General features: G+C 73.8%; 11 protein-coding genes. 9 read left to right on the top strand and 2 right to left on the bottom strand.

What is annotated here, in order from left to right; genetic code table 11:
* The first annotated feature begins 265 nt into the window (after window positions 1-265).
* Genes ACIOD2_RS48480 through ACIOD2_RS48465 form a run of 4 tightly spaced genes read left to right on the top strand, consistent with a single transcriptional unit; the run spans window position 266 to window position 15995 of the window.
* Complete coding sequence (locus tag ACIOD2_RS48480; RefSeq protein ID WP_400552775.1) at window positions 266-6319, top strand: amino acid adenylation domain-containing protein; 6054 nt, start codon at window positions 266-268, stop codon at window positions 6317-6319.
* Between the two features lie 21 nt (window positions 6320-6340).
* A complete protein-coding gene (locus ACIOD2_RS48475) occupies window positions 6341-13531 on the top strand; it encodes an amino acid adenylation domain-containing protein (RefSeq protein WP_400552773.1) in 7191 nt (2396 codons plus the stop codon).
* Entirely contained in the window at window positions 13528-14754 is a 1227-nt protein-coding gene (locus ACIOD2_RS48470) for a cytochrome P450 (protein ID WP_400552771.1), read from the top strand. The genes ACIOD2_RS48475 and ACIOD2_RS48470 overlap by 4 nt, the downstream gene beginning before the upstream one ends.
* Entirely contained in the window at window positions 14754-15995 is a 1242-nt protein-coding gene (locus ACIOD2_RS48465) for an MFS transporter (protein ID WP_400552769.1), read from the top strand. The genes ACIOD2_RS48470 and ACIOD2_RS48465 overlap by 1 nt, the downstream gene beginning before the upstream one ends.
* A 359-nt stretch (window positions 15996-16354) precedes the next feature.
* On the opposite strand, the gene ACIOD2_RS48460 is transcribed toward ACIOD2_RS48465, so the two are convergent.
* Window positions 16355-17467 carry a methyltransferase domain-containing protein gene (locus ACIOD2_RS48460; RefSeq protein ID WP_400552767.1) on the bottom strand — a complete coding sequence of 371 codons (1113 nt, stop codon included), beginning with the start codon at window positions 17465-17467 and terminating at the stop codon, window positions 16355-16357.
* Between the two features lie 5 nt (window positions 17468-17472).
* The gene (locus ACIOD2_RS48455) at window positions 17473-17676 is read right to left on the bottom strand and encodes an MbtH family protein (protein ID WP_400552764.1); all 204 of its coding nucleotides are present in this window, start codon (window positions 17674-17676) and stop codon (window positions 17473-17475) included.
* A 175-nt stretch (window positions 17677-17851) separates the two neighbouring features.
* Here ACIOD2_RS48455 and ACIOD2_RS48450 point away from each other — a divergent pair, with 175 nt between their 5' ends.
* The 5 genes from ACIOD2_RS48450 to ACIOD2_RS48430 all read left to right on the top strand — a co-directional run bounded on the left by ACIOD2_RS48450 (window position 17852) and on the right by ACIOD2_RS48430 (window position 25534).
* The gene (locus ACIOD2_RS48450) at window positions 17852-20146 is read left to right on the top strand and encodes a lantibiotic dehydratase (protein WP_400552763.1); all 2295 of its coding nucleotides are present in this window, start codon (window positions 17852-17854) and stop codon (window positions 20144-20146) included.
* Window positions 20143-21618 carry an amino acid adenylation domain-containing protein gene (locus tag ACIOD2_RS48445; protein WP_400552761.1) on the top strand — a complete coding sequence of 492 codons (1476 nt, stop codon included), beginning with the start codon at window positions 20143-20145 and terminating at the stop codon, window positions 21616-21618. Before ACIOD2_RS48450 ends, ACIOD2_RS48445 begins: the two co-directional genes overlap by 4 nt.
* Before the next feature lie 480 nt (window positions 21619-22098).
* Window positions 22099-23019 carry a threonine/serine dehydratase gene (locus ACIOD2_RS48440; RefSeq protein WP_400552759.1) on the top strand — a complete coding sequence of 307 codons (921 nt, stop codon included), beginning with the start codon at window positions 22099-22101 and terminating at the stop codon, window positions 23017-23019.
* Window positions 23016-23252: an acyl carrier protein gene (locus ACIOD2_RS48435; RefSeq protein WP_400552757.1), complete on the top strand. Its 237-nt coding sequence runs from the start codon at window positions 23016-23018 to the stop codon at window positions 23250-23252. The genes ACIOD2_RS48440 and ACIOD2_RS48435 overlap by 4 nt, the downstream gene beginning before the upstream one ends.
* Window positions 23249-25534: a lantibiotic dehydratase gene (locus ACIOD2_RS48430; protein ID WP_400552755.1), complete on the top strand. Its 2286-nt coding sequence runs from the start codon at window positions 23249-23251 to the stop codon at window positions 25532-25534. The genes ACIOD2_RS48435 and ACIOD2_RS48430 overlap by 4 nt, the downstream gene beginning before the upstream one ends.
* Window position 25535: the final 1 nt, after the last annotated feature.

The following is a 25535-nucleotide window of genomic DNA, read 5'->3' as shown; positions in this document are numbered from 1 at the left end:
CCGGGGGCCCCCCCCGTTTGGCGCGGGGGGCTTTTCTGCCCCGCCCGGGGAGCCACCCCCCTTACGGCGGTATTGGTCTCATTGTGGCACACTCTGCCCCTAATTGCCACCTTCACGGCTTTGGACGGGACGACCGCCGCATGAACCGCGCGGCATGGGTAGAACCTGCAGAACTGGGCGCACCCGGCGGGTGCCGCCGCTTCCCTGGTGAGCGCCCCTGCGGGCGAAGCAGACTCGGCCGGGGACAACACCCGGGAGGCCGAAAGTGCATGACGGGGTCAACGACGACGGCACGCAGGTGTCGTTCGCGCAGCGGCGGCTCTGGTTCGCCCAGCAGCTCGACCCGGGCTCGGCGGACTACCTGCTGCCGCTCGCTTTGCGGCTGTCCGGTGACCTGGACACCGACGCCCTCATCCGCTCCACAACCGCGATCGTCGACCGGCACGAGGTGCTGCGCACCCGGTTCGCCGCCGTCGACGGGGAACCCCGGCCGCGGGTCGAGCCGCCGGGGCGGGCGCGGGTGGACCGGACCCGGGCCCGCGACGCCGCCGAGCTGTTCGACCGGGAGCTGAGCCGTCCGATGGACCTCGCGGTGGCCCCGCCCGTGCGCCTCACCCTGGCGCGCCTCGACTCCGGCGATCATCTCCTGCTCGTGGTCGTGCACCACATCGCCGTCGATGGGCGGTCCTGGGACGTCATGCTCAACGAGCTCGCGGCCGGTTACCGGGGCGAGCCGGTGGCCCCGCCGACGACGAAGTACGCCGACGTCGCCCGAAAGCAGCGCGAACGGCTGTCCGGTGCACGGCTGGAGCGGCTGCTCGAACACTGGCGCACCCGGCTGGCCGGGCTCGCCCCGCTCGACCTGCCGACCGACCGGCCGCGCCCGGCGTTCTGGGACGGCGCCGGTGACGTCGTGCGCTTCACCATCCCCGCCGAGCTGGTCGCCGCGGCGGACGAGCTCGCCAAGACCCACCGCGTGACCCGGTACATGCTGCTGCTCGCCGTGTACCAGGCCCTGCTCGCGCACTACTGCGGCCGCGACGACATCGCCGTGTGCACCACGCTTTCCGACCGCACCCGGCCCGAGCTGGCCGGGCTGATCGGGCCGTTCGTCAACACCGTCGTCCAGCGCACCGACCTGAGCGGGGGCCCGGGTTTCACCGAGCTGCTGGGCCGGGTGAAGGACACCGTGCTGAGCGGCCTTTCCGCGGCCGAGGCGCCGTTCGAGCAGGTCGTGGGCGCGGTCAGCACCGAGCGCGACCTGTCCCGCCACCCCCTGGCGCAGGCCTCCTTCACCCTGGTCAACACCGCACTCGCGCCGATCCGCCTGCCCGGACTGGACGCCGAACTGGTGCCGCCGCCGCTGGTCGGCGCGCCGATGGACGTCTTCCTCGACCTCAACCTGCGCCCCGACGGCGGGCTCGCCGCCCGGCTGCAGTACGCCACGACCCTCTTCGACGACGGCACCATGCAGCGGTTCAGCGAGGGCTACCGGACGCTGCTGGCCGCGGTGCTCGCCGCGCCCGAAACCCCGGTGGCCGACCTCGCCGCCGTGCTGGGCCCGCTCCGCGACAAGACCACGACGGATTACTTCGCCGTACAAGGAGATCCGCACGCAACAGCCGTCGTCGACGCCGAGCGCGAGGTGACCTACGCCGAACTCGACACGATGGTCGAGGGACTGGCCGGTGCACTGCATGCCCGTGGCGTGCACCGCGGCGACACGGTCGCGGTGTGCGTCGGACGCGGGGTGTGGTCGGTCGCCGCGATGCTCGCGACCTGGCGGACGGGCGGGGTGTACGTCCCGCTCGACCCCGCGCTGCCGCACGAAAGGCAGCGGTTCATCGTGTCCGAAGTGGACGTCACGCACGTGATCACGGACACCGGAGCCAGGAACCTGAACGTGCCTGACGTACGGGTGACCGAGACCGGACCGTCCGCACCGCCCGCCCAGCCGCACCCGAACGACCTCGCCTACGTCATCTTCACCTCGGGTTCCTCCGGGCGTCCCAAGGCCGTCGGCGTCGAACACCACGCCTTGGCGGCGCACGTCGCCGCGGCGCGCGAGCACTTCGGGTTCACCGCGGCCGACCGCGTCCTGGCCTTCTCCTCGTTCTCCTTCGACGCGTCCCTGGACCAGCTGCTGCCCGCGCTGAGCACCGGCGCCACCGTGGTCGTCCGCCCGGACGACCAGTGGCTGCCCTCACAAATCCCCATGATCGTCCGCGACCGCGGCCTGACCGTGCTCAACCTGCCGCCGACGTACTGGTCGGAACTGGCCTTCACGCTCACCGAGGCCACCGCACCCGCCCTGCGTTCGCTGCGGCTGCTGATCCTGGGCGGCGAAACCGTCCCGCCCAGCGCGCTCGCCGCATGGCGGCACCACGCCCCCTGGGTCCGGGTCGGCAACGCCTACGGCCCCACCGAAACCGTCGTCACCGCGACTGTGCACGACGTGTCCACAGTGGACGATACGATCCCCATCGGACGACCGCTGGGTAACCGGCGAACGTACATTGTGGACGGCCAAGACCGCCCGGCACCCACCGGCGAGCTGCTCATCGGCGGCCAAGAGCTGGCCCGGGGCTACCTCGGCCGTCCCGGACTGACGGCGGAACGCTTTGTGCCCGACCCCTTCGGCGGCACCGGCGGGCGGCTCTACCGCACCGGCGACCTGGTGCGCCGTCGCCCGGACGGCGAGCTGGAGTTCCTGGGCCGGGTCGACGACCAGGTCAAGGTGCGCGGCTTCCGGATCGAACTCGGCGAGGTCGACACCGCCCTGGCCCGCTGTGAAGGCGTTCGCGCCGCCGCGTCCGCCGTGCGCCAGGACTCGCAGGGCGGGCAGACGCTGATCGGTTACGTCGTCGGCGAGACCGCAGGCGTGCGCGCCGAATGCGGGCAGTGGCTGCCGGCGTACGCCGTGCCCACCGAAATCGTGGCCCTGGACGCGCTGCCGGTGAACGCTGCGGGCAAGCTCGACCGGGCCGCCCTGCCCGACGCGCACCAGCACCGGCTCGCCCCGGACGCCGGGTTCACCGCGCCCCGCGACGACACCGAGCGGGCCATCGCGGCCATCTGGAGCGAGGTGCTCGGCGTCGAGCCGATCGGCATCGACGACTCCTTCTTCGACCTGGGCGGGCATTCGCTGCTGGCCACGATGGCCGTGTCCCGCGTCGCCGAGCGTCTCGACCGGGACGTCGAGCTGCGCACGCTGTTCGAGAACCCGCGCATCCGCGACTTCGGCCCTCGCGTCGCCGCCGCGGGCCGTGCGGCCGGCGGCGCCGGGATCGTGCCGGTGGACCGGCGCGGGCCGCTGCCGATGTCGTTCGCCCAGGAACGGCTGTGGTTCCTCGACCGGATGTCCGAGCTGGGCGCGGACTACGTGCTGTGGTTCTCCTGGCGGGTGCGCGGGCCGCTGGATCGCGCCAAGTGGCAGGGCGCGCTGAACGACGTCGTGGCGCGGCACGAGGTGCTGCGCACCGCCCTGGTCGAGCTGGACGGACGCCCGGTGCAGCTGGTCCGCGACGCCGTCACCGTGCCCCTGCACTGGACCGAAGGGACCGCCGACACCGTGCGGGCCGAGGCGATCGCGTTCGCCACCGCCCGGTTCAACCTGGCCGAGCCGCCGCTGCTGCGGGCCGGGGTGTGGGCGCTGGGTCCCGACGACCACGTCGTGGTGCTCGCCTTCCACCACGTCGCCACCGACGGCTGGTCCACGGGCCTCGTGTTCGACGAGCTCGCCGAGTCCTACGCCGGACGCCACATCGAACAGCCATCCGTGCAGTACGGCGATTTCGCGGTCTGGCAACGGGACCGGGACACGAGCGGGCAGCTGGAGTACTGGCGGCACGCGCTGGCCGACATGTCTACTTTGGACCTTCCCGCCGACCGGCCCCGGCCCGCCGTGCGCTCGGGTCGCGGCGCGGCCGTGCGCGTCTCGTGGCCGCTGGTGACCGAGCTCGACGCGCTGGCCGCCCGCTGCGGCGCGACCCGGTTCATGGTGCTGCTGGCCGTGTTCCAGGTGGTGCTCGGCCGCTGGGCCGGCCGGACGGACATCCCGGTGGGCACCCCGGTGGCCGGGCGCGGGCGGACCGAGCTGGAACGGCTGGTCGGGTTCTTCGTCAACACCGTGGTGCTGCGCGGCGACCTGGCCGGCGACCCGGCGTTCAGCACCTTCCTGGACCGGGTCCGCCAGGGTGTGCTCGGCGCGTTCGACCACCAGGACGTGCCGTTCGAGCACCTGGTGCAGGACCTGCGCCCGGAGCGCGACCTCTCGCGCAACCCGTTGTTCCAGGTCATGTTCGACCTGGCCGAGTCGGCGGCGAGCCCGGCGCCCGCGGTCGCGGATCTCGAGTTCGCGCCGTTCACGCTGCCGTGGCAGTCGGCCAAGTTCGACCTGACCGCGAACGTGGTGCTCCACCCCGACCGGATCGACCTGGACCTCGAGTACAGCACCGACCTCTTCGACGAAGAGACCGTGCACCGGTTCGCCGAGTGGATGCGCCGGACACTGGCCGCGGTGGCCGCCGACCCGGAGGCGCGGATCGGCGACGTCGACCTGCTCGCCGCGGCCGAGCGCACCGAGTTGCTGGCCTGGGCCGGAAACAGCCAGACCAAAAACGATCCGTTCCTGGTCGCCGGAGCGCCGGACGACGTCGCGCTGGTGTGCGGCGACGAGACCCTGCGCTACCGCGAGCTGGACGAGCAGGTCGGCCGGCTGGCCGGAGCGCTGGTGACCGACGGCGTCCGGCCCAGCACGGCGGTCGGGGTGCGGCTGGCCCGGGGCGTGCGGTCGGTGGTGGCGATGCTGGCCGTCTGGCGCGCGGGCGGGGTGTACGTCCCCCTGGACCCGCGGTTCCCGGAGCAGCGGCTCGCGTTCATGATCGCCGAAGCCGGGGTCGAGCACGTCATCCACGACACCGACGTGCGCGCGGACGCGGTCGGGCCGCGGACGCCCGATCCTCGTGAGACCGCCTACGTCATCTTCACCTCGGGCTCGTCCGGGCGGCCCAAGGCGGTCGCGGTCCCGCACGGCGCCCTCGCCGCGCACGTCGCCGCGGCCCGGGATTGCTTCGATATCAACAAAAACGACCGCGTGCTGTCCTTCGCGTCGTTCTCCTTCGACGCCTCGTTCGAGCAGATCCTGCCCGCGCTCAGCGTGGGAGCGAGGGTCGTGCTGCGCCCGGACGACGTCTGGTCGGTGCACGAGCTGGCCGAGCACGTGCGCGCCGAGGGCGTGACCGTCCTGGAGCTGACGCCGTCGTATTTGACCGAGCTGACCGCCGCCGACGTCGACCTGGGCGGACTCCGATTGCTGGTCACCGGCGGCGAGGTCCTGCCGGCCGCGACGCTGAACCGCTGGTTCGAGCAGCGGCCCGCGGTGCCGGTGGTGAACACCTACGGCCCCACCGAGTCCGTCATCTCCAGCACCGCGCACCGGGTCACCGGCCCGGGCGCCGGGCGGGTCCCGATCGGCGGGCCGCTGGGTGGCCGCCGGCTGTACGTGGTGGACGCCCGCGGCGCGCTCGTCCCGGCCGGAGTGCCCGGCGAGCTGCTGGTGGGCGGCGACGAGCTGGCCCACGGCTACCTCGGCCGTCCGGGCGCCACCGCGGAGAAGTTCGTGCCGGACGCCTTCGGCGGCACCGGCGGGCGGCTCTACCGCACCGGCGACCTGGTGCGGTGGCGGCCGGACGCGACGCTGGAGTTCCTCGGCCGCGTCGACGACCAGGTCCAGATCCGGGGCTTCCGGGTCGAGCCGGGCGAGGTCGAGGCCGTGCTCCGCGAGCACCCCGCGGTGACCGACGCCGCCGTCGTGGTCCGGGACGTCCGGGGCGAGCCTGCTCTGGTCGCCTACGTGGCCGGCGACGTCGGACCCCTGCGCGAGTGGTGCGCGAACCGGCTGCCGGGTTACCTGGTGCCGCCGGTGTTCGTGGCGCTGGAGTCGTTGCCGCGGACCGTGCCGGGCAAGGTCGACGTCGCCGCGCTGCCCGCCCCGGACGTGCCGGTGGCGGCCGGGTTCGAGGCCCCGGACAGTCCCACCGAGACGGTCACCGCGCAGATCTGGGCCGAGGTGCTCGGGGTCGCGCGGGTCGGCCGGCACGAGGACTTCTTCGCCCTGGGCGGGCATTCCCTGCGCGCGGTCGCGGTCGCCGCTCGGCTGCGGGCCGCGTTCGGCTGCCCGGTGCAGGTGCGCGACCTGTTCGAAGACCCGACCGTCGCGCGGCTCGCGGCCCGGGTGGAAGACCGGCTCATCGCGGAGATCGCCGCGTTGAGCGACGACGAGATCGATCTGTCCCTGACGGTGGATCACCGCAGCTGACGAACGGGAAGGACACACGGCATGACCACCTCGGAGACCCGCGCCCCGTCGTCACGGGCGAACCTGTCGGCGGCTGCACAACGCCTGCTCGCGCAGCGGCTGCGCGGCGCGGCCACCGCCGAACCGGCCGGGATCCCCCGCCGGGACCCCGGCGGCGACCGGGCGCCGCTGTCGGCCACCCAGCAGCGGCTCTACTTCCTGGACCAGCTCGAACCGGGCAGCACGGAGTACCTGATGCCCGCCGCCTGGCGGCTGCGCGGGCCCCTGGACGTCGACGCGCTCGGCGCGGCGATCGACGACCTCGTCGCCCGGCACGAGCAGCTCCGGGTGCTCTTCCCCGACGAGCAAGGTGTTCCGGCACAACAGGTTCTGCCCACCCGGAGCGGCTGCCTGCGGGTACTCGACGGTGACGCGGACACCGTCCACGAGCTGGCCACCGCGCCGTTCGACCTGGCCGCCGAGCCCGCCTTCCGGGCCGCGCTGGTGCGCTTCGCGGCCGAGGAGCACGTGCTCGTGCTGGCCATGCACCACATCGTCACCGACGGCTGGTCGCTGGACGTCCTGCTGCGCGACCTGCGCGAGCTGTACCGGGCGCGGCTGGCGGGCGAGGCCGCCCGGCTCCCCCGGCTGGCCGTCGACTACCTCGATTACGCCGTCTGGCAACGGGATTCCGCCGACTCCGAGGCGGCGAAGGCCGACCTCGACCACTGGCGCGACGCCCTGGCCGGGCTCAGCCCCCTCGAGCTGCCCACCGATCACCCCCGCCCCGCCATCCGGTCGCACGCGGGCGCGGTGCACCGCGTCGAGCTGCCCGAGCCGCTCACGCAAGCGCTGGCCGAGGTGGGCCGCCGCGCCGACACCACGCCGTTCATGACGCTGCTCGCGGCGCTGCAGGCGACCCTGGCGTTCCACAGTGGACAGGACGACGTCGCCGTCGGCACGATCGTGGCCAACCGCGACCGCCCGGAAACCGAGGACCTGGCCGGGTTCTTCGTCAACACCCTCGTCATGCGCGCCGACCTCACCGACGACCCGACGAGCGCCGGGCTGCTCGCGCGGACCCGGGAGCGGGTGCTGGACGCGCTGGGCCACCAGAGCGTGCCGTTCGAGCGGATCGTCGACGAGCTGGTGCCGGACCGGGACCTCTCCCGCACTCCCCTGTGCTCGGTGCTGTTTTCGCACGCCGGCGCGGGCTCGGGCGGGTTCACCCTGGGCGAGGCGGCCGGGGAGGCGTTCCCGGTGGCGCTGACCGAGGCCAAGTTCGACCTCGCGCTGGAGGCCGCGGAGCACGACGGCCGCGTCCGGCTGTCCTGGCTCTACCGGACCGACCTGTTCACGCCGGAGACCGTCGCGCGGCTGGCCGACCACATGGTGACGGTGCTGCAGGCGTTCGCGGAACGGCCGGACACCCGGCTCGGCGAGCTGGACCTGCTGACCGAGGCCGAGCGGTCCTGGCTGCTCGGCCCGCAGGGGCCGGGACAGCACCGGCCCGCCGCGGCGCCCGCCCGTCCGGTGCTGGACCGCTTCGCCGAGCAGGTCCGGCTGCGGCCGGACGCGGTCGCGGTCAGCGGGGGCGGCGCCGCCCTGACCTACGCCGAGCTGGACGCCCGGGCCGACGCGCTCGCGCTGCGCCTGCGGGCGACCGGGATCGCGGTGGACTCCCTGGTCGGGATCAGCCTGGCCCGGTCGGTCGAGCTGGCGGTGGCGGTGCTCGGGGTGTGGCGGGCCGGCGCGGCCTACCTGCCGCTGGACCCGGCGCACCCGCGGGGCCGCCTGGAGTTCGTGGTCACCGACGCTCGCATCACGGCCGCGGTCACCGACGAGGCCGGGCGGGCCGCGCTGGCCGGGCTGCCGGTCGAGCCGATTCCGCTGGAGGGCCCCGTGCTCACCGGGATGGTGCCCGAGATCCGGACCGGCGACGCCCCGGCGTACGTCATGTACACCTCGGGGTCGACCGGGCAGCCCAAGGGCGTCGAGGTCACCCACGGCAACGTGGCCTGGCTGTTCGACGCGGCCGACCGGTGCTTCGACTTCGGTGCCGATGACGTCTGGGCGCTGGTGCACTCGGCGACGTTCGACCTGTCGGTGTGGGAGCTGTGGGGCGCGCTGACCGTCGGCGGCCGCACGGTGGTGCTGACCGAGGACGAGGTCCGCGACCCGGCCGAGGTGCACGCCGTGCTGCGGGACGAGGGCGTCACCGTGCTGACCCAGACCAACGCCGCGTTCAGTGGCCTGCGGGCCCACCTGGAGCGCGAGGGCGCGGGCTTCGCCGACCTGGCGCTGCGCACCGTCGTCTTCGCCGGGGACGCCTTCGACGCCCGGGAGTACCGGGAGTGGTTCGCCGCACCGGCGGACGAGCGGCCCGCGCTGGTGAACATGTACGGCATCACCGAGACCACCGTGCACGTCACCTACCGGCTGATCACCGCCGCGGACACCACCGCCGCGGTGACGTCCCCGGTGGGCCTGCCGATGTACGGCTCCCGCGGGTACGTCCTGGACGCGCGCGGCCGGCTCGTGCCCCCGGGCACCGTCGGGGAGCTGTACGTGGCCGGCGACGGCGTCGCGCTGGGCTACCGCAACCGCCCGGAGCTGACCGCGGCGCGCTTCACCACCGACCGGTTCGCCGGCGACGGCGCCCGGATGTACCGCAGCGGCGACCTGGTGCGGGTGCTGCCCGACGGGCAGCTGAACTACGTCGGACGCGCCGATCACCAGGTCAAGATCCGCGGCTACCGCGTCGAACCGGGTGAGGTCGAGAGCGCGCTGCGGGACTGCCCCGGCGTGGCCGACGCCGCCGTCGTGGCCCGTCCCGAGCCCGGCGGTGACGCCCGGCTGGTCGGGCACGTCGTGACGGACGGGGCGCGGCCGCTCGACGTCCCCGCGTTGCGTACCGCGCTCCGGGCCACGCTGCCGGAGTACATGGTGCCCGCGCTGTTCGTGGCCCACCCCGCGCTGCCGGTCACCGCGAACGGCAAGGTCGACCGGGCCGCGCTGCTGGCCGTGCGGGACGGCGCCGTCGTGACCCCGGCCGAGCACGTCGCACCGCGGACGGCGACCGAGGCGACGCTGGCCGCGGTCTGGGCCGAGGTGCTCGGGGTCGGCCGCGCCGGGCTCGCCGACAACTTCTTCGAGCTCGGCGGCGACTCGATCCTGGCGCTGCGGGTGATCGGGTTGGCCCGCGCGGCCGGGCTGGGGCTCTCCGTGGCCGACCTGTTCCGCGCCCGCACCCTGGGCGAGCTGGCCGCGCTGACCACCGAGGCGCCGGGCGACGAACCCGCGCCGGTGGAACCGTTCGCCATGCTCGACCCGGCCGACCGGGCCCGCCTGCCGGAGGGCCTGGCCGACGCCTACCCGCTGACCATGCTGCAGGCCGGGATGCTGCACGAAATGCTGGCGCAGCCCCGGATCGGCGCCTACCACAACGTCACGGACCTGAAGATCACCGTGACCGAGGCCTTCGACCGGGACGCGTTCCAGGCCGCGATGGACCGGCTCGTGCGCACGCACGACAACCTGCGCACGGCGATCGACCTGGTGTCCTACCGCGAACCCCTGCAGCTGGTGCACGAGAACGCCACGCTGCGGGTCGGGTACACCGACCTGCGCGGGCTCGACCGCGACGGGCAGCGGGCGGCCCGCCGCCGCTACGCCGACACCGAGTTCGCCAACCGCTTCGACCTGGGCCGGGCCCCGCTGATCCGGGTGCACCTGCACCAGCTCACCGAGCACGACCTGCGGATCGTCATCACCGACTGCCACGTCGCCATCGACGGCTGGAGCCTGACGTCGATGATCGCCGACCTGGTCGCGCTGCACGGGCGGATCGTGCGCGGGGAAACCCTGCCCGATCCGGAGCCGGCGCCGCGGTACGCCGAGTACGTCGCGGCCGAACGGGCCGCCACGTCTTCGGAGGAGTCGCTGGCTTTCTGGCGCGGCGTGCTCGCCGACCTGGCCCCGGTGCGGTTCACCCGCCGCGGCGCGACCGACGGCGCGGTGCTGTACGAGGTGCGCCGCTCCTTCGCCGGCCTGGCCGGGGACATCGGCGCGCTGGCCACCCGGGCCGGGGTGCCGCGGCGCAGTGTGCTGCTGGCCGCCTTCCACCACACGATGGGCCTGTTCGCCGAACGCGACGACCAGACCCGCGGGCACGCCGTCGGGTTGACCACCAACGGCCGCCCGGAGCGGGCGGGCGCGGACCGGATGCGCGGCCTGTTCGTCAACACGGTGCCCTTCGGCATCACCGGCGAGCCGGAGAGCTGGCTGGAGCTGATCCACACCGTGTTCGCCGCCGAGCAGGACCTGATGCCGCACCGGGTGGTGCCGCTGGCCCGGATCGCGCGGCTGCGCCCGGGCGCGCCGAACCTGCTCGACACCGTCTTCAACTACGTCAACTTCCACCAGCTCGCGCCGGAGAACTGGGAGGAGGCCGAGGAGTTCGCGCGGACGATGTTCCCGTTGTACATCAACATGAGCGTGGACGGGTTCAGCATCGACGTCGACCCCGAGTACCTCGACCCGGCGACCGCGGACCAGCTCGCCGACCTGATCCGGGACCTGGTCGAGCGGATGGTGGCCGACCCCGAGGGCCCGGTCACCCGCCCGGCCCTCGCCGGTGCCGCCCGCGAACGGGCGCTCGGGCCGTGGGCCCACGGCCCGGTGGCCACCAACCCGGTGGCGCTGTTCCCCGAGTACGTCCACGAGCACGCGGTCCGCACCCCGGACGCGGTGGCCGTCGCGCACGAAGGGACGTCGCTGACCTACACCGAGCTGGACACCGGCTCGGACGCGCTGGCGGCGCGGCTGGCCGGGCTCGGCGTCGGGCCCGAGGTCGTCGTCGGGATCTGCGCCCGGCGGGGGCCGGACCAGGTGCGCGCGGCGCTGGCCGTGCTCAAGGCCGGTGGCGCGTTCCTGCCGCTGGATCCCGGTTACCCGGCCGACCGGCTGGCCTTCATGGTCACCGACAGCGGGATGCGCGTGCTGCTCACCGAGTCCGATGTGGACGGAACAGTTCCCTTCAACGGCACCAAGGTACTGCTGGACGAGCCCGAGTCGGGCCCGGTCGGCACGCCCGTACGTCCGCACCTGGACCACCCGGCGTACGTGCTCTACACGTCCGGCTCGACCGGGCTGCCCAAGGGTGTCGTCGTGCCGCACCGCGGGCTGGTCAACCTGGTCCACGCCCAGCGCGAGGTGTTCGCCACGGCCCCGGACGAGCGGATCCTGCAGCTGGCGTCGTTCAACTTCGACGTCTCGATCCACGAGATCGTCATGGCGCTGGCCAACGGCGCGCGGCTGTGCACGGCGCCGGTGGAAAACCTGCGTCCCGGGCCGGACCTGGCCCGCACCATCGGCGACCTCGGCGTCACCACCGCGACCATCGTGCCCACCGCGCTGACCATGCTGGCGGGCGAGGAGCTGCCGACCGTGCGCACCCTGCTGACCGGCGGCGAGGCGCCCACCGAGCAGATCGTCGAGACGTGGTCGCCGGGCCGGGCCTTCTACAACTGTTTCGGGCCCACGGAAGCCACCGTCTGGACCCACATCGCCCGGTGCGCGCCGGGCGAAGGCCGGCCGGTGATGGGCCTGCCGTTCCGCAACACCGAGTCCTACGTGCTCGACGAGCGGTTCCAGCCGGTGCCGGTCGGCGTGCCGGGCGAGCTGTACCTCGGCGGCGCGGGCCTGGCCCGCGGCTACCTGGGCCGGCCCGGCCTGACCGCGGCGAGCTTCGTGCCGCACCCGTACGGCGCACCCGGCGAGCGGCTCTTCCGCACCGGCGACCTGGCCCGCCAGCGCGTCGACGGCGCCGTGGAATGGCTGGGGCGCCGTGACTCCCAGGTGAAACTGCGCGGCTTCCGCATCGAGCTCGGCGAGATCGAACACGCGCTGCGCGCGCTGCCCGAGGTGCGCCAGGCCGTCGTGCTGCTGCGTGAGGACCTGCCCGGCGAGCCCGCGCTGGTCGCCTACGTGGTGGGCGAGACGTCGGACGCCGAGTCGCTGCGGCGGGCGCTGCGCACCCGGGTGCCCGCGCAGATGGTGCCCGCCTGGTTCGTCTTCCTCGACGCGCTGCCGCTCAACGGCAGCGCCAAGGTCGACCGCCGGGCCCTGCCACTGCCGCCGGCCGAGCGGCCGGACACCGGCACCGACTACGTCGCGCCGGGCACCCCGACCGAGCGGATCCTGGCCGACATCTGGCAGGAGGTGCTCGGCGTGTCCGACGTCGGCGTGCACGACGACTTCTACCGCGTGGGCGGCAGTTCGCTGTCCACCGTGCGGATCGCCGCCATCGCCACTTCCCGCGGCGTGCCGCTGTCGGTGCGGGATCTGGTGGAGCTGACCACGATCGCGCAGCTGGCCACCCGCGTCGACGCGGGCGGACCGGACCGGGAGCTGACCGCGCTGCGGTCGGAGGTCCGGCTGCGCGACGGCGTCGGCGAACCGCTCTACTGCGTGCACCCCTCGGGCGGCAGCGCCACCTGGTACGTGCCGCTGGCCCGCGCCCTCGGCCGCGGCCCGGTCGTCGGGTTCCAGGCCCGGGGCCTGCTCGGCGGGGTCGACCCGGTCACCGTGCCCGGCATCGCCGCTAACTACGTCGCCGAGATCCTCGAGCGCGACGAGCCCGGCCCGCACGCCGTGCTGGGCTGGTCGCTCGGCGGCAACCTGGTGCTGGAGATGGCTTCCCAGCTGCGGGCGCAGGGCCGGGACGTCGACCCGCTGATCCTCATCGAGCCCTACCTGCCCAACCCGGAGGCGGCCCGCCGGCTGGCCCGGCTGGGTCAGGACATGCTCGACGCGCTGCCGCTGCGTGACCAGGTGCGGGCGATGGCGCCGTCCCCTCGGCGGGACGCGCTCTCGGCCGAGCTGACGGCGTTGCTGCTGGGCGCCGGGATGCGGGCCGACGAAGCCCAGCTCGTCGAGAACGCGCCCATCGAGGTCTGGCACTCGCTGCTGACGGCCATGGCCGAGTACCGGGTCGAGCCGTACCCGGGGGCCATCCACCTGCTCGTCGGCCAGGACGCCGCGGACGCTCCCGCGGGCGAACCCATGCCCGGCCTGGACATGGACTACCAGTCCTACCTCGACCGCTGGCGGGACCTGGCCCGCGGCGGCCTGACCGTGCACGTGGTGCCGGGCAGCCACATGTCGATGCTCACCGAGCCGAACGTGCGTGAGGTCGCCGCGCTGCTCGACGGGATCCGGGAGGGACGATGACCGGCACGCTCACGACCTTCACCGAGCGGTATCTGCTCGACCCCGCGATCAACGCCGAGCCGTACGGGTACCTCGCCGCGCTGCGCGAGCACGACCCGGTGTACTGGAGCACCATGCACCGCGCGTGGCTGGTGACCGGGCACGCGCCGCTGACCCGGTGCCTGCGCGAACCGGCGATCACCGCCGACCGGGTGCGGCCGCTGATGGACGCCGTGCCCGCCGGGGCCCGCGACGACGCCGAACGGGCGTTCGCGATCCTGTCCCGCTGGATGGTGTTCAACGACCCGCCGGAGCACCGCCGGCTGCGCAAGGTGTTCCAGGAGCCGTTCTCCGCCCGCGCGGTCGGCCGTTACGCGGACATGGTGGCCCGCGCGACCCGGGCGCTGCTGGCCCGGCGGGCCGCGCCCGGCCAGGTCGGCGACCTGCTGGCCGACGTCGCCAAGCCGTTGCCCGCCTTGGTGTTCGCGCGCTGGCTGGGCGTCCCGCAGCGGGACGGCCCGTCGTTCTGGTACTGGAACGCCCGGGTCGGCGACCTGGTGCTCGGCGCCACCCAGGAGGAACGCGAGTACCGGACGTCGCTGCAGTCCCTGGTCAACCTGGACGACTACCTGGCCGGCCTGGTCCGGGCGCGGCGGGCCGAGCCCGCCGACGACCTGATCAGCTCGGTGCTGGCGGGCGGCGAGATCGGGGCGTCGGTCAGCGAGGCCGAGTTCGTCGGGATGCTCACCCAGCTGGCCTTCGCCGGCGGCGAGACGACCAGCAACCTGATCGCCAACGGCGTCCGCGCGCTGCTCCAGCACCCCGAGGAGCTGGCCGCGGTGCGTGCGGACCCGGAGCTGCTGCCGGCGAGCGTCGAGGAGGCGCTGCGCTTCGACGGCCCGTCCAAGATGTCCATCCGCGCCGCGGCCCGCGACTTCGACCTCGACGGCCACGACGTGCACGCGGGCGACCGGATCTTCCTGGTCACCGCGGCGGCCAACCGCGACCCGGACCGGTTCCCCGAGCCGGAGCGGTTTTCGGTGCACCGCAGCGATTCCACCCACCTGGGGTTCGGGCACGGCGCGCACTTCTGCATCGGGGCCGCGCTGGCCCGGCTGGTGGCCCGGGCCGTGCTGACCGTGCTGGTGCACGACTACCCGGACCTGGCGCCGGCCGGGTCCGGGCACGAATGGCAGCTGTCCCTGCTCAACCGGAGCCTGACGGCGTTGCCGGTGAGGTACTGATGAGCGGGCGGTCGGCCGTGACCGCGGGCTCGAGGCTGTGGGCCCCCGCCCGGCTGGGCCCGTTCCGGTTGCTCTGGCTGGGCCAGTCGCTGTCGTTGCTGGGTGACGGGTTCAGCTACGTCGCGTTCTCCTGGATCACGTTGAGCCTGACCGGTTCCACGCTGGCGCTGGGGTACGTGCTGGCGTTGCAGGCGATCCCGCGGGCGCTGCTCACCCTGGTCGGCGGCTCGCTGGCCGACAAGTGGTCACCCCGCCGGATCATGGTGCTCTCCAGCTGGGCCCGGACGGCGGTGATGGCGTCGGTCGGCCTGACCGGGCTGACGGGCACGCTGAGCATCGGGCTGCTGTGCGCCGCGGCCGCGGCGTTCGGCGCGGTGGACGCGTTCTTCCAGCCGGCCCGGATGACCGTCCTGCCGTCGGTGGTGGCGAAGGACCTGCTGGCACCGGCCAACGCCCTGCTCGGCACGGGTTCCCGGATCGCAGCGATGGTCGGCCCGGCCGTGGGCGGCGTGGTGGTGGCCGTGTCCGACGCCGACGTCGCGTTCCTCGTCGACGCGCTGTGCTTCGCGCTGTGCGGGTTGTGCGTCCTGGGCGTCCGCACCCGTGGCGACTACTCCCCGGCTCGGACGCTTGAGCCGGAGCGCATGCTCGTCCGCATCCGCGCCGGCCTGCGGTACGCGTGGTCCGATCCCCGGATCCGCACGATCCTCGCCATCGACGCGGCGGTGACGTTCTGCTACGCGGGCGCGTTCACGGTGGGTTTCGCCGACCTGGCCCGGTTCGAGCTTTCCGGCGGCCCGACGACGTTGGGCGTCCTCAACGGTGCGTTGGCCGCCGGGGCCGTCCTGGGTGGCCTGACGGGCGGCCTGGTCGACGGGCGTCCCCGGATCGGCCTGCTGATCGCGGCGCTGGCGGGCTGGCTCGCGGTGGGCACAGCGGTGCTCGGCGTCGTGCACAACACGGTGGCGGCGGTCGCGACGGTCCTGGCGATGGGGTTCGCCATCGGGTTCCAGGGGGTCTTCGGCCTGAGCTGGATCCAGCGCACGATCGACGAGTCGGTGCTGAGCCGGGTGCTCTCGCTGGACATGGTGCTGGGTTACGCGGTGGCGCCGATCTCTTTGGTCCTTTGTGGAGCGTTGGCTCAGGTGCATACGGCGCTCATGTTCGGCGGTACGGCTTTGATCCTGGGTGTCACTGCGCTGGGTGTTCTTGCCTCGCCTCGGGTTCGCGCCTCGCGCTGAAAGGACCGGTGGCCGAGGGGGTCGCCAGTCGAAGATCCGGGCGGCAGTTCGTCTTGCCGGACCAGTTGTTGACGAGCGTCAGAGGCGCGACATCAGGCGCTTTGAGCCGGCGCCTTCAGGGTCCTGATTATTCGTCGATGGAGGATTCTGGACATCCAGCGTCCCAAATCCTCCGTCGAAACCTCGCGGCCATGTTCCGCGGGCGGAATGGTCAGCGGCACGGCGGTGATCCTGGCTGTCACCGCGCTGGGTGTTCTCGCTTCGCCTCGCGCTGATCCGCCTCGCACGCCAAAGGACCGGCGGCCTGCGGCCGCCGGTCTTTGGTTGCTCAGCTGGGTCAGGCCGCGATGCCCCTCCACTCAGGACAGTCCGAAGGTCACCGCTTCCTGGGGCACCGCCCGGCCGCCGGTGTGGCGGAACTGCACCAGCTGGTTGTAGAAGCCGTCCATCGCCACCGATTCGCTCTCCAGCAACGCCCTCAGCTCGGCCATCAGCAGGTCCGCGTCCGAGCGGGTGCCGACCTCGGTGCGCAGCAGGTCGAGGACGCCGTCCACGGTGTCGAACACCGGGTCGACGTACGCGGCGACCGCGCAGCCGTGTTCGGCCAGGCGGGCCGCGATGGACTCCAGCTGGTACGTCCGGCCCGCGTGCCCGGCCGAGCGCCATGTCGCCACGATCCCGCGGGCGGCGTCGGCCAGGTGCGGGGGCAGCTCGGTCAGCAGCGGCCACAGCAGGCGGTTGCCGATCTCGGCCACTGTGGACGGACGGTGGTCCGGGTCGAGGGCCGGCGCGTAGGGCAGGTTGGCCACCACGAAGTCGAACCGCTCGCCGGGCTCCAGCGCGTCGAGCAGGTCCGAGCGGCGGAACCGGACGCGGTCGGTGAGCCCGTTGAGCACGGCGTTCGCGCGGGCGATGGTCACCGCGGACTCGTTGAGCTCCAGCCCGACCACCTCCCGCGCCCCGCGCGACGCGCACAGCAACGCCTGCACCCCCGTGCCCGAGCAGACGTCGAGCACGCGACACCCGGCCAGCGACGCGGGCAGGGCCGCGGCGACGAAGGACGTCGACAGGTCGAACACGGCCTTCGGCGGCCGCCGCACAGCGGTCGGATAACCGGCGGGAATGCCGGTGATCAGCAGCATCCGCTGGGCGGGCACCACGAGCAGGTCGGCGCTGCGCCAGCCGTCCGGCCCGCCCACCACCAGCTCGCCCGTCCGCAGCGCCGCGGCCACCTCGGCCGGGAACGCCCCGTGGAACGCCGTGTCGTCGACGGTCTCGCCCAGCCGGAACATCCGGAACAGCGTCCGTTGCGCCGGGGCGAGGCGCGCGACGATCCGGCGCAGCGCCTCGTACTTCGGGAAGCCCGTCGGGCTCGGCCGCAGCTCCAGCGACATCCGGTGGTCCAGCAGCGAGTACATCGACCGGTCGAAGTGGTCGCGGACGACGGCCAGTGCCGCGTTGTCGATCCGCATCGGGCTCAGCCGGCCGGGTCCATCGCCCGGCGCAGGCTCAGCGGCCGCATGTCCACCCACACCTCGTCGATGTGGGCGAGGCACTCGGGCCGCGTCCCGGTGAACCCGTCCGCGTGCCAGCCGCGCGGGATCTCCTGCTCGGCCGACCAGATCGAGTACTGCTCCTCGTCGTTGCGCACGACGCGGTAGGCGCGCTCGTCGTCCTCCACGGCTGTCCCTCCGTTGTCCGGCTTTCACGGACCTTCGACGCTGCCCGCCGCGCCCCGGGCGGACCAGGGACAAACCTGCAACGGGACCCGCGATCCGGTGCTGCCGCTGCTTCCCTGGAGCGGGACCCGGGCGGGCGGCACGGTGGTGAGGATGGTCGATCCGAGGAGGTTCGTGATGGCGGAAGACCTGCTGCTGCCCGGCGGCGAATGGCGGTTGTGGCCCCAGTTCGCCCTGCGCGGCCCGGGTTTCCCCGCCGCCGGGGTGCTCGCGATGGCCCCGGCCGGGCTGGCCGAGGCGGCCGACAAGTTCCGTGCCGGAACGGCCCTCACCGGTGCCGCGTGGACCGAGTTCACCGGCCAGTTCGACACCGCCGTGGCCGAGTCGACCCGGGCCCTGCAGGGGTTCGCGAGCCGCCCGGCGTTCCGCACGGCCGTCGCCTGGCAGAACCCGGCGGTCCTGGGCCGCGGCGTCGGCCTGTTCCTGGGCTGGGACCCGGGCACCGAAGGCCGCACCAGCAAACGGCGGGAACGCGAGGAGCTGGTCGCGCACTACTGGCAGCGGTTCTGCGTCAAGAACGACACCATCGGCTTCTTCGGCCCGGTCGGCTGGGGCCGCTGGGACACCGGACGCCGCGGGCTGGCCGTCGACCCGGGGCAAGGCCTGGTCAGCGCCACCGAAGTGTTCTTCGCCAGCTGGGCGATCGACGCGCTGGCCAAGACCGTCGACGCCGATCCCGCGGTGCGCCCGTGGGTCCCGCCGCGCCGGGTGCCGTTCGTGCGCGCGGCCGGCGACCTGGTCCACGTGCCCGGCCGTCCGCCGCAGGAGGCCACCGCGCGGGAACGGGAACTGCTGCGCCTCTGCGACGGCACCCGGGACCTGGCCGCGCTCGCCGCGGCGGTGCCCGCCCCGGAAGCGGAGGTCAGCGCCGATCTGGAGACGCTGGTGGCCCGGCGCTGGCTCGTCTGGCGCCTGGAGGTGCCGCTCGACGCCCACCCGGAGCGCTACCTGCGCACGGCCTTGAACCGCATCGGCGACGAGCCCGCCCGGACCCGGGCACTTGCGATGCTGGACACCCTGGAACAGGGCCGCGACCGCGTGGCCGCGGCCGGCCTGGACGCCGACGAGCTGTCCGCGGCCATGACCGCGCTGGAGACCGAGTTCGCGTCGCTGACGCAGGTCGCCGCCCAGCGCGCCAAGAGCGCCCGCACGGCACCGGGCCGCGCCCTCGTCTACGCCGACTGCCGGCGTTCGGCGACGGCCAGCGTCGGCACCGCCGTGCTGGACGAGCTGGCCCCGCTGGGCCTGTGCCTGACGGCGGCCCGCTGGATGACCGGCCGGTTCGCCGAGTCGGCGGCCGCCCACCTGCGCCGCGCCTACGACCGGCTGCGGACCCGGCAGGACCGCGTCGACCTGGGGTCGCTGTGGCTGGAGTGCCTGCCCGCGCCGTACGGCGAGTCCGTCGCCGACATCACCGCGATCCAGGCCGAGCTGCGCCGCCGCTGGGCCGAGGTGCTCGACCTGCCCGGCGACGCCCGCCGCGTCCACCGCACCAGCGCCGAACTCGCCGACCGCGTCCGGACGGCGTTCCCGCGGCCGGAGCACGGCTGGGCGTTGTCCCGCTACGCCAGCCCCGACCTGCTCGTCGTGGCCGACGACGCGGACGCCGTCGAGCGTGGCGAGTTCGAGCTGGTGCTGGGCGAGCTGCACGTCGCCATGAACACCGTGGGCCACTCGCTGTTCGTGCGCCAGCACCCCGAGCCCGCCGAGCTGCACGCGCAGAACGCCCGCGACTACCCCGGGCCGCGGCTGATCCCGATGCTGCCGAAGGCCGCACCGCCGCGGATCTCCGCGCGCGGCCAGCACGCGCTGGTCCGGCCCGAGGACTACCACGTCGCCCTGGTCGACTACACCGGTGACCCGCACCGCCCGCGGACCGTCTTCGGCGCCGACGCCGTGATCGAGGACCGCGACGGCCGGCTGGTCGCCGTGCTGCCCGACGGCGCCGAGTTCGACGCGCTCGACGGGTTCTGCAGCGCCCTGACCAACCGCGTGATCGACCGGTTCGCCCTCGTCCCGGACGGCGACCACACGCCGCGGATCACCATCGACCGGCTGATCGTCGCGCGGGAGACGTGGCGCCGTGCCGCCGCGACCCTGGACTTCGCCACCGACACCGACGAGGCCCGCCGGTTCGTCCGGGCCCGGCAGTGGCGGGAGGAACTGGAGCTGCCGCGGTTCGTGTTCGTCGTCTCCCCCACCGAACCGCGTCCGTTCTACGTCGACTTCGACAGCCCGGTGTACGTCAACATCCTGGCCAAGGCGGTGCGGCGGCTGGCCCGACAGGACCCCGAAGCCCGGCTGACGATCACCGAGATGCTGCCCACCCCGGACCGCACCTGGCTCACCGACGACACCGGCGCGACCTACACGGCCGAGCTGCGCCTCATCGTCGTGGACGGTGCCCGATGACCGGCTGGTTCCTCGACGAGATCCGCGGCCACACCCCGGACGCGCCCGCGCTGCGCACGCCGGAAACCGTGCTCTCGTACGGCGAATTCGCCACCCGCGTCGACCGGCTGGCGGCTGCACTGGCCGACGTCGGCTTCGGGCCGGAGCGGGTGTGCGCGATCGCCGTCGAGTCCACAGTGGACGCCGTGGTCGCGATGGCCGCGGTCCTGCGCGCGGGCGGTGCGTTCCTCACCCTCGACCTCGACCAGCCCGCGCCGCGGCTGGCCCAGATGCTCGACAGCGCGGGTGCGCAGTTCCTGATCAGCACCGCGGAACCTCGGGTTTCGGTGCCCGGCCCGGCAATCCGGCTGGACCGGCGCTCCGGTGGCGCTCCCCTGGCCGCAGATCCTGGTCCTCGTGCGCTGGCGTACGTCAGCCACACGTCGGGCTCGACCGGCGTCCCCAATCCGGTGTTGATCGAGCGCGGCAACCTGGACGCCTACCTGCGTTTCGTGGTGCGCGACGGCAGTCTCGACGCCCACACGGTGACGTTGCAACTGGCGCCCCTGGGCTACGACGCGTCGATCCGGGACACGTTCGCCACGCTGCTGGCGGGCGGGCAGCTGGTCCTGGCCCCGCGTTCCACGCTGCTGCGCGCGGACGGGTTCGCCGAGACGGTCACCACGTACGACGTGAACACCGTCCTCAGCATCACGCCGTCCCTGCTGACGTTCCTGAGCCGGAACGACGCGGCCGCGCGCGCCTTGCGATCGCTGCGGCTGACGCTGTCCAGCGGCGAGTCGCTGCGCCCGTTCCTCGCCGCGGGCGGCCGGAGCCTCCTGGAGGGCCGGCTGCTCAACCACTACGGCCCCACGGAAGCCACGATGACCTCGACCCGCTTGGACGTCCCGGCGGAGCCCGAGCACGCGGCGGACGTCGTCGGCACCCCGCGCACGGGAGTGACGGTCCGGCTGCTCGACGCCGACCTGCGCCCGGTGCCCGACGGCACCGAGGGCGAGGTCCACCTCGGCGGCACGGGCGTGGCCCGCGGCTACCGCGGCCGCCCGGGCCTGACGGCCGACCGCTTCCGCCCCGACCCGTCCGGCCCGCCGGGCGCCCGCGCGTACCGCACCGGCGACCTGGCCCGCCGCCGCCCGGACGGCACCCTGGAGTACCGGGGCCGGCTGGACCGCCAGCTGAAGATCCGCGGCTACCGAGTGGACCCGGCCGAGATCGAAGGCCGCCTGCTGACCCACACCGCGGTCCACGGCGCAGTGGTCACCGCCGCCACCGACGACCGCGGCCGAGCCCACTTGGTGGCGCACGTAGCGGGCGCGACGGACGGCGTCACGGACGCGGCGCTGCGCCGCCACCTGGCGGAGACGCTGCCGCACCACCTGCTGCCCCGGCGGTTTCGGCGGGTGGACCGCCTGCCGACCACCCGCACGGGCAAGGCGGACCGGACAAGGCTGAGCCAGGGAGGTCGGCCATGAGCCCCGCAACCCGCCGACCCCAGCGTGACCAACAGCGCTCGGGCGAGCCGACCGCGAACCGCGCAGCCCCGCCAGACTCGGCTGCACCCACCAAACCAACCGCGAACCTCACACCCACAGCCCCGCCAGGCCCGGCTGAACCAAAGAACCCGGCCACGCGTGGCGCCCTCCACCCCACCGCGGCTCGCAGGACCCAGCCACCCCACCGAGACCGGCCAAACGCCGCCGTACCAGGGAAACCGGCCAAGAACCGCGCACCCGCGACCCGCCGAGGCCCGGATACGCCAGGTAAGCCCTTAAGCCGCCTCGCTCACCCGACCAGGGCCCGGCGAGCCCGGCTGAGCCAGGGAGGTCGGCCGTGAACCACACCGTCAGCCCAAGCTTCCCGTTTTTCGACGACCACTCCGTGGCGTCCGAGGCGAAGTCGGGTGTCCGCTGGTGCTGCAAGCCTGTGGCTCGGCCGACCCAAGGTGGCCGACCATGAGCCGCGCCCTCCGCTCTGCCGCCGCCACCGATCTGCGGGCTGTCGCCGCGCGGATCGCCGGGTACGTGCGGCCCACTCCCCTCCTGCGGGTCGACGGCCTGCCCGGCATCGCGCTCAAAGCCGAGCACCTCCAAAAAGGCGGCTCCTTCAAAGCCCGCGGAGCCGCCAACGCCCTGCTCGGTCTCGGCGCCAGTGAGATCGTCACCGGGTCCTCGGGCAACCACGGCATCGCCGTGGCCCTGCTCGGCCGCGCACTCGGCGTCAAGGTCACCGTCGTCATGGCCGAAGGTGCGAGCGCTGCCAAAGAAGCCGCCATCCGCGGGCTCGGCGCGCGGGTCCGGCACGCCGCCGGCGGGGTCGCCGAGCGCGACCGTCAGGCCCGGGAGTACGCACTGAGGACCGGTGGCCAGGTCGTGCCCTCCTCCGACCACGAACTCGTCGTCGCCGGGCAGGCCACCGTCACCCTCGAGATGCTCGACGACGACCCCGAAACCGACGTCGTTTATGTCCCCACCGGCGGTGGTGGGCTGCTGGCCGGAGCGTGCCTGGCCGCCGAGCAGCACTCCCGGCCCGTGCGGGTCGTCGGGGTCGAGCCGATGGGCGGGCGGCGGTACGCGCGCTCGCTGGCCGCGGACCAGCCGGTGCGGATCCCGCCGCCGGACACCATCGCCGACGGCCTGCGCGCCCAGCACCCCGGCGCGGTGCCGTTCCCCATCATCCGCCGGCGCGTCGACGACCTCGTCGGCGTCACCGACGAGGAGATCACCCACGCGATGCGCCTGCTGCACGACGCGGGCATCGAGGCCGAACCCAGCGGCAGCGTCGCCCTGGCCGGCGCCCTGCACCACGGCTTCACCGGTCGCGCCGCCGTCGTCGTCTCCGGCGGCAACAACCACACCAGGAAGGCAACCCCATGACCACCACCCACCTCGACGTCCCGGAACTGATCGCGGCCGGTTACCGCGAGGCCCTCGACGACACGACCCTCGACACCGAAAGCGACTTCTTCGAGGCGGGCGGCGACTCCCTGGCCGCTTTCCAGATCGCCGCGGGGATCCAGGACGCGCTCGACGTGGACGTCCCGGTCGCGCTGGTGTTCGCCTACCCCACCCCCGCCGAGCTGGCCGCCGTTGTCGGAGGCCTGGCATGAGCGACGACGTACGGCTGGGCGAGCGCTGGCGGCTCTGGTCGCAGTTCGCCTTGCGCGGACCGGGTTTCCCGGCCGCCGGGGTGCTGCGGCTGGCGCCCGAAGGGCTGGCCGGGGACGCGGACAAGTTCCCCGCCGGCACCGTCCTTTCCGGACCGGACTGGGACGCCTTCGCCGCCGAATTCGCCGACACGGCCAGGGAAACCTCGGGCGAGCTGCAGCGCATCGCCGCCCAGCCCGCGTTCCGGGCCGCCGTCGCCTGGCAGAACCGGCCGGTCCTGGACTCCGGGATCGACCCGTTCATCGCCTGGACGCCCGAAGCCGGACGCACCAGCCGCCACCGCGACCGCGAGGGCCTGGTCGCGCACTACTGGGAACGGTTCTGCGTCAAGAACGACAGCATCGGCTTCTTCGGCCCGGTCGGCTGGGGTTCGTGGGACCCCGCCGCGCACGGCGTCGAGGTCGACCCGGGAACCGGCCTGATCTCCGCCGCCAACCTGTACTTCTCCAGCTGGGCCGTGGACACCCTGGCCAAGACCCTCGACGCGGACGAGGCGCTGCGGGAGTGGACGGCGCCGCGGCGGGTGCCGTTCGTGCGGATCGCGGGTGACACCGTGGTCGTGCCCGGCCGCCCGCCCCAGCCGCTGTCGCCGGAGACGCGGCGGGTGCTCGAGGCCTGCGACGGCGTGCGCCCGGCCCGCGAGATCGCCCGGGAACTCGGCGACGGCACGACGGCCGAACTGGCCGAGCTGGCCCGGCGGCGGTGGATCGTGTGGAAGCTTGAAGTGCCTGCCGACGCCCACCCCGAGCGCTACCTGCGCACCTGGCTGAACCGGATCGACGACCCCGCGGCGCGCGAGCGCGGCCTGGCCGGGCTCGACCTGCTCGAACGCGGCCGCGAGCGGATCCGGGCCGTCGGCGAGGGCGACACCGCCGACGCCAACGCGCTGTCGGCGGCGATGTCCGCGCTGGAACAGGACTTCACCGAGCTGACCGACACCGCCGGCACCCGAGCCAAAGGGGCGAAGACGGCGCCCTGCCGCGCGCTCGTCTTCCAGGACTGCGTGCGCGCCACCCGCGCCCGCCTCGGCCCCGGCGTCCTCGGCACGGTCGCCCCGCTGGACCTGCTGCTGACCAGCGCGACCTGGATGACGTCGGCACTCGGGCAACGCGTCATGGAGCGCGTGCGCCCGGTGTTCGAGCGGCTGCGCGCGGCGGGACCGGTGGACCTGGCCGCACTCTGGTTCGCCTGCATGCCGATCCTGCACGGCGACGCCGTCACCGACGCCGAGGCGATCCAGCACGAGTTCCAGCGCCGGTGGCGCGAGATCCTCGACGTGCCGTCGGACGCGAGCCGGATCCGCCGCCGCGGCGCGGACATCGCCGCCGCGGTCGAGGCCGCCTTCGCCGCGCCGCGCACCGGCTGGGGCACGGCCCGCTACCTGAGCCCGGACCTGCTCTTCGCCGGGGACACCGAGGCCGTGGCGCGCGACGACTTCGAGGTGGTGCTCGGCGAGCTGCACCTGGCGGCCAACACGATCAGCTTCTCGGTGTTCGTCAACCAGCACCCCACACCCGGGGAGCTGCTCGCCGAGACCGGCCGGGACTTCCCGCAACCGCGGCTGTTCCCGTTGCTGGCCAAGGAGCACAAGGCGCGGCTGTCCGCGCGGATCCGCCAGTCGCTGGTGCGCGAGCAGGACTACTACGTGGGCCTGGTCGACCACACCGTCGACCCCAGCCGGCCGCGGACGGTGCTGGGCGCGGACGTCGCGGTCGAGGACCGGGACGGCGACCTGGAAGTGGTCCTGCCCGACGGTGCCCGGTTCCCGCTCGTCGAGGTTTTCGCGCACGTGCTCACCACGCTGGCGATGGACCTGTTCCGGCTGCTGCCCGAGGGTGACCACGCCCCGCGGATCACGATCGACCGGATGGTCGTGGCCCGCGAGACCTGGCGCCGCCCGGCCACCGACCTGGCCTTCGCCACCGACAAGGACGAGGCCCGCCGTTACGTCCGAGCCCGGCAGTGGCGCGAAGAGCTGGAGCTGCCGCGCTTCGTGTTCGTGGTCTCCCCCACCGAACCGCGGCCGTTCTACGTCGACTTCGACAGCCCGGTGTACGTCAACATCCTGGCCAAAGCCGTCCGCCGGCTGGCCCGCCAGGACCCGCAGGCCCGGCTGACGATCACCGAGATGCTGCCCACCCCGGACCAGACCTGGCTCACCGACGACGAGGGCCGGGCGTACACGGCCGAACTGCGGCTGGTGGCCGTGGACCAGGCGCCGTAAG

The sequence above is a fragment of the Amycolatopsis sp. NPDC088138 genome (assembly GCF_044741685.1).
In the GTDB taxonomy this organism is placed as follows: domain Bacteria; phylum Actinomycetota; class Actinomycetes; order Mycobacteriales; family Pseudonocardiaceae; genus Amycolatopsis.
The sequence above is the reverse complement of the archived record's forward strand: the minus strand, read 5'-3'. Positions and strand labels throughout refer to the sequence as shown.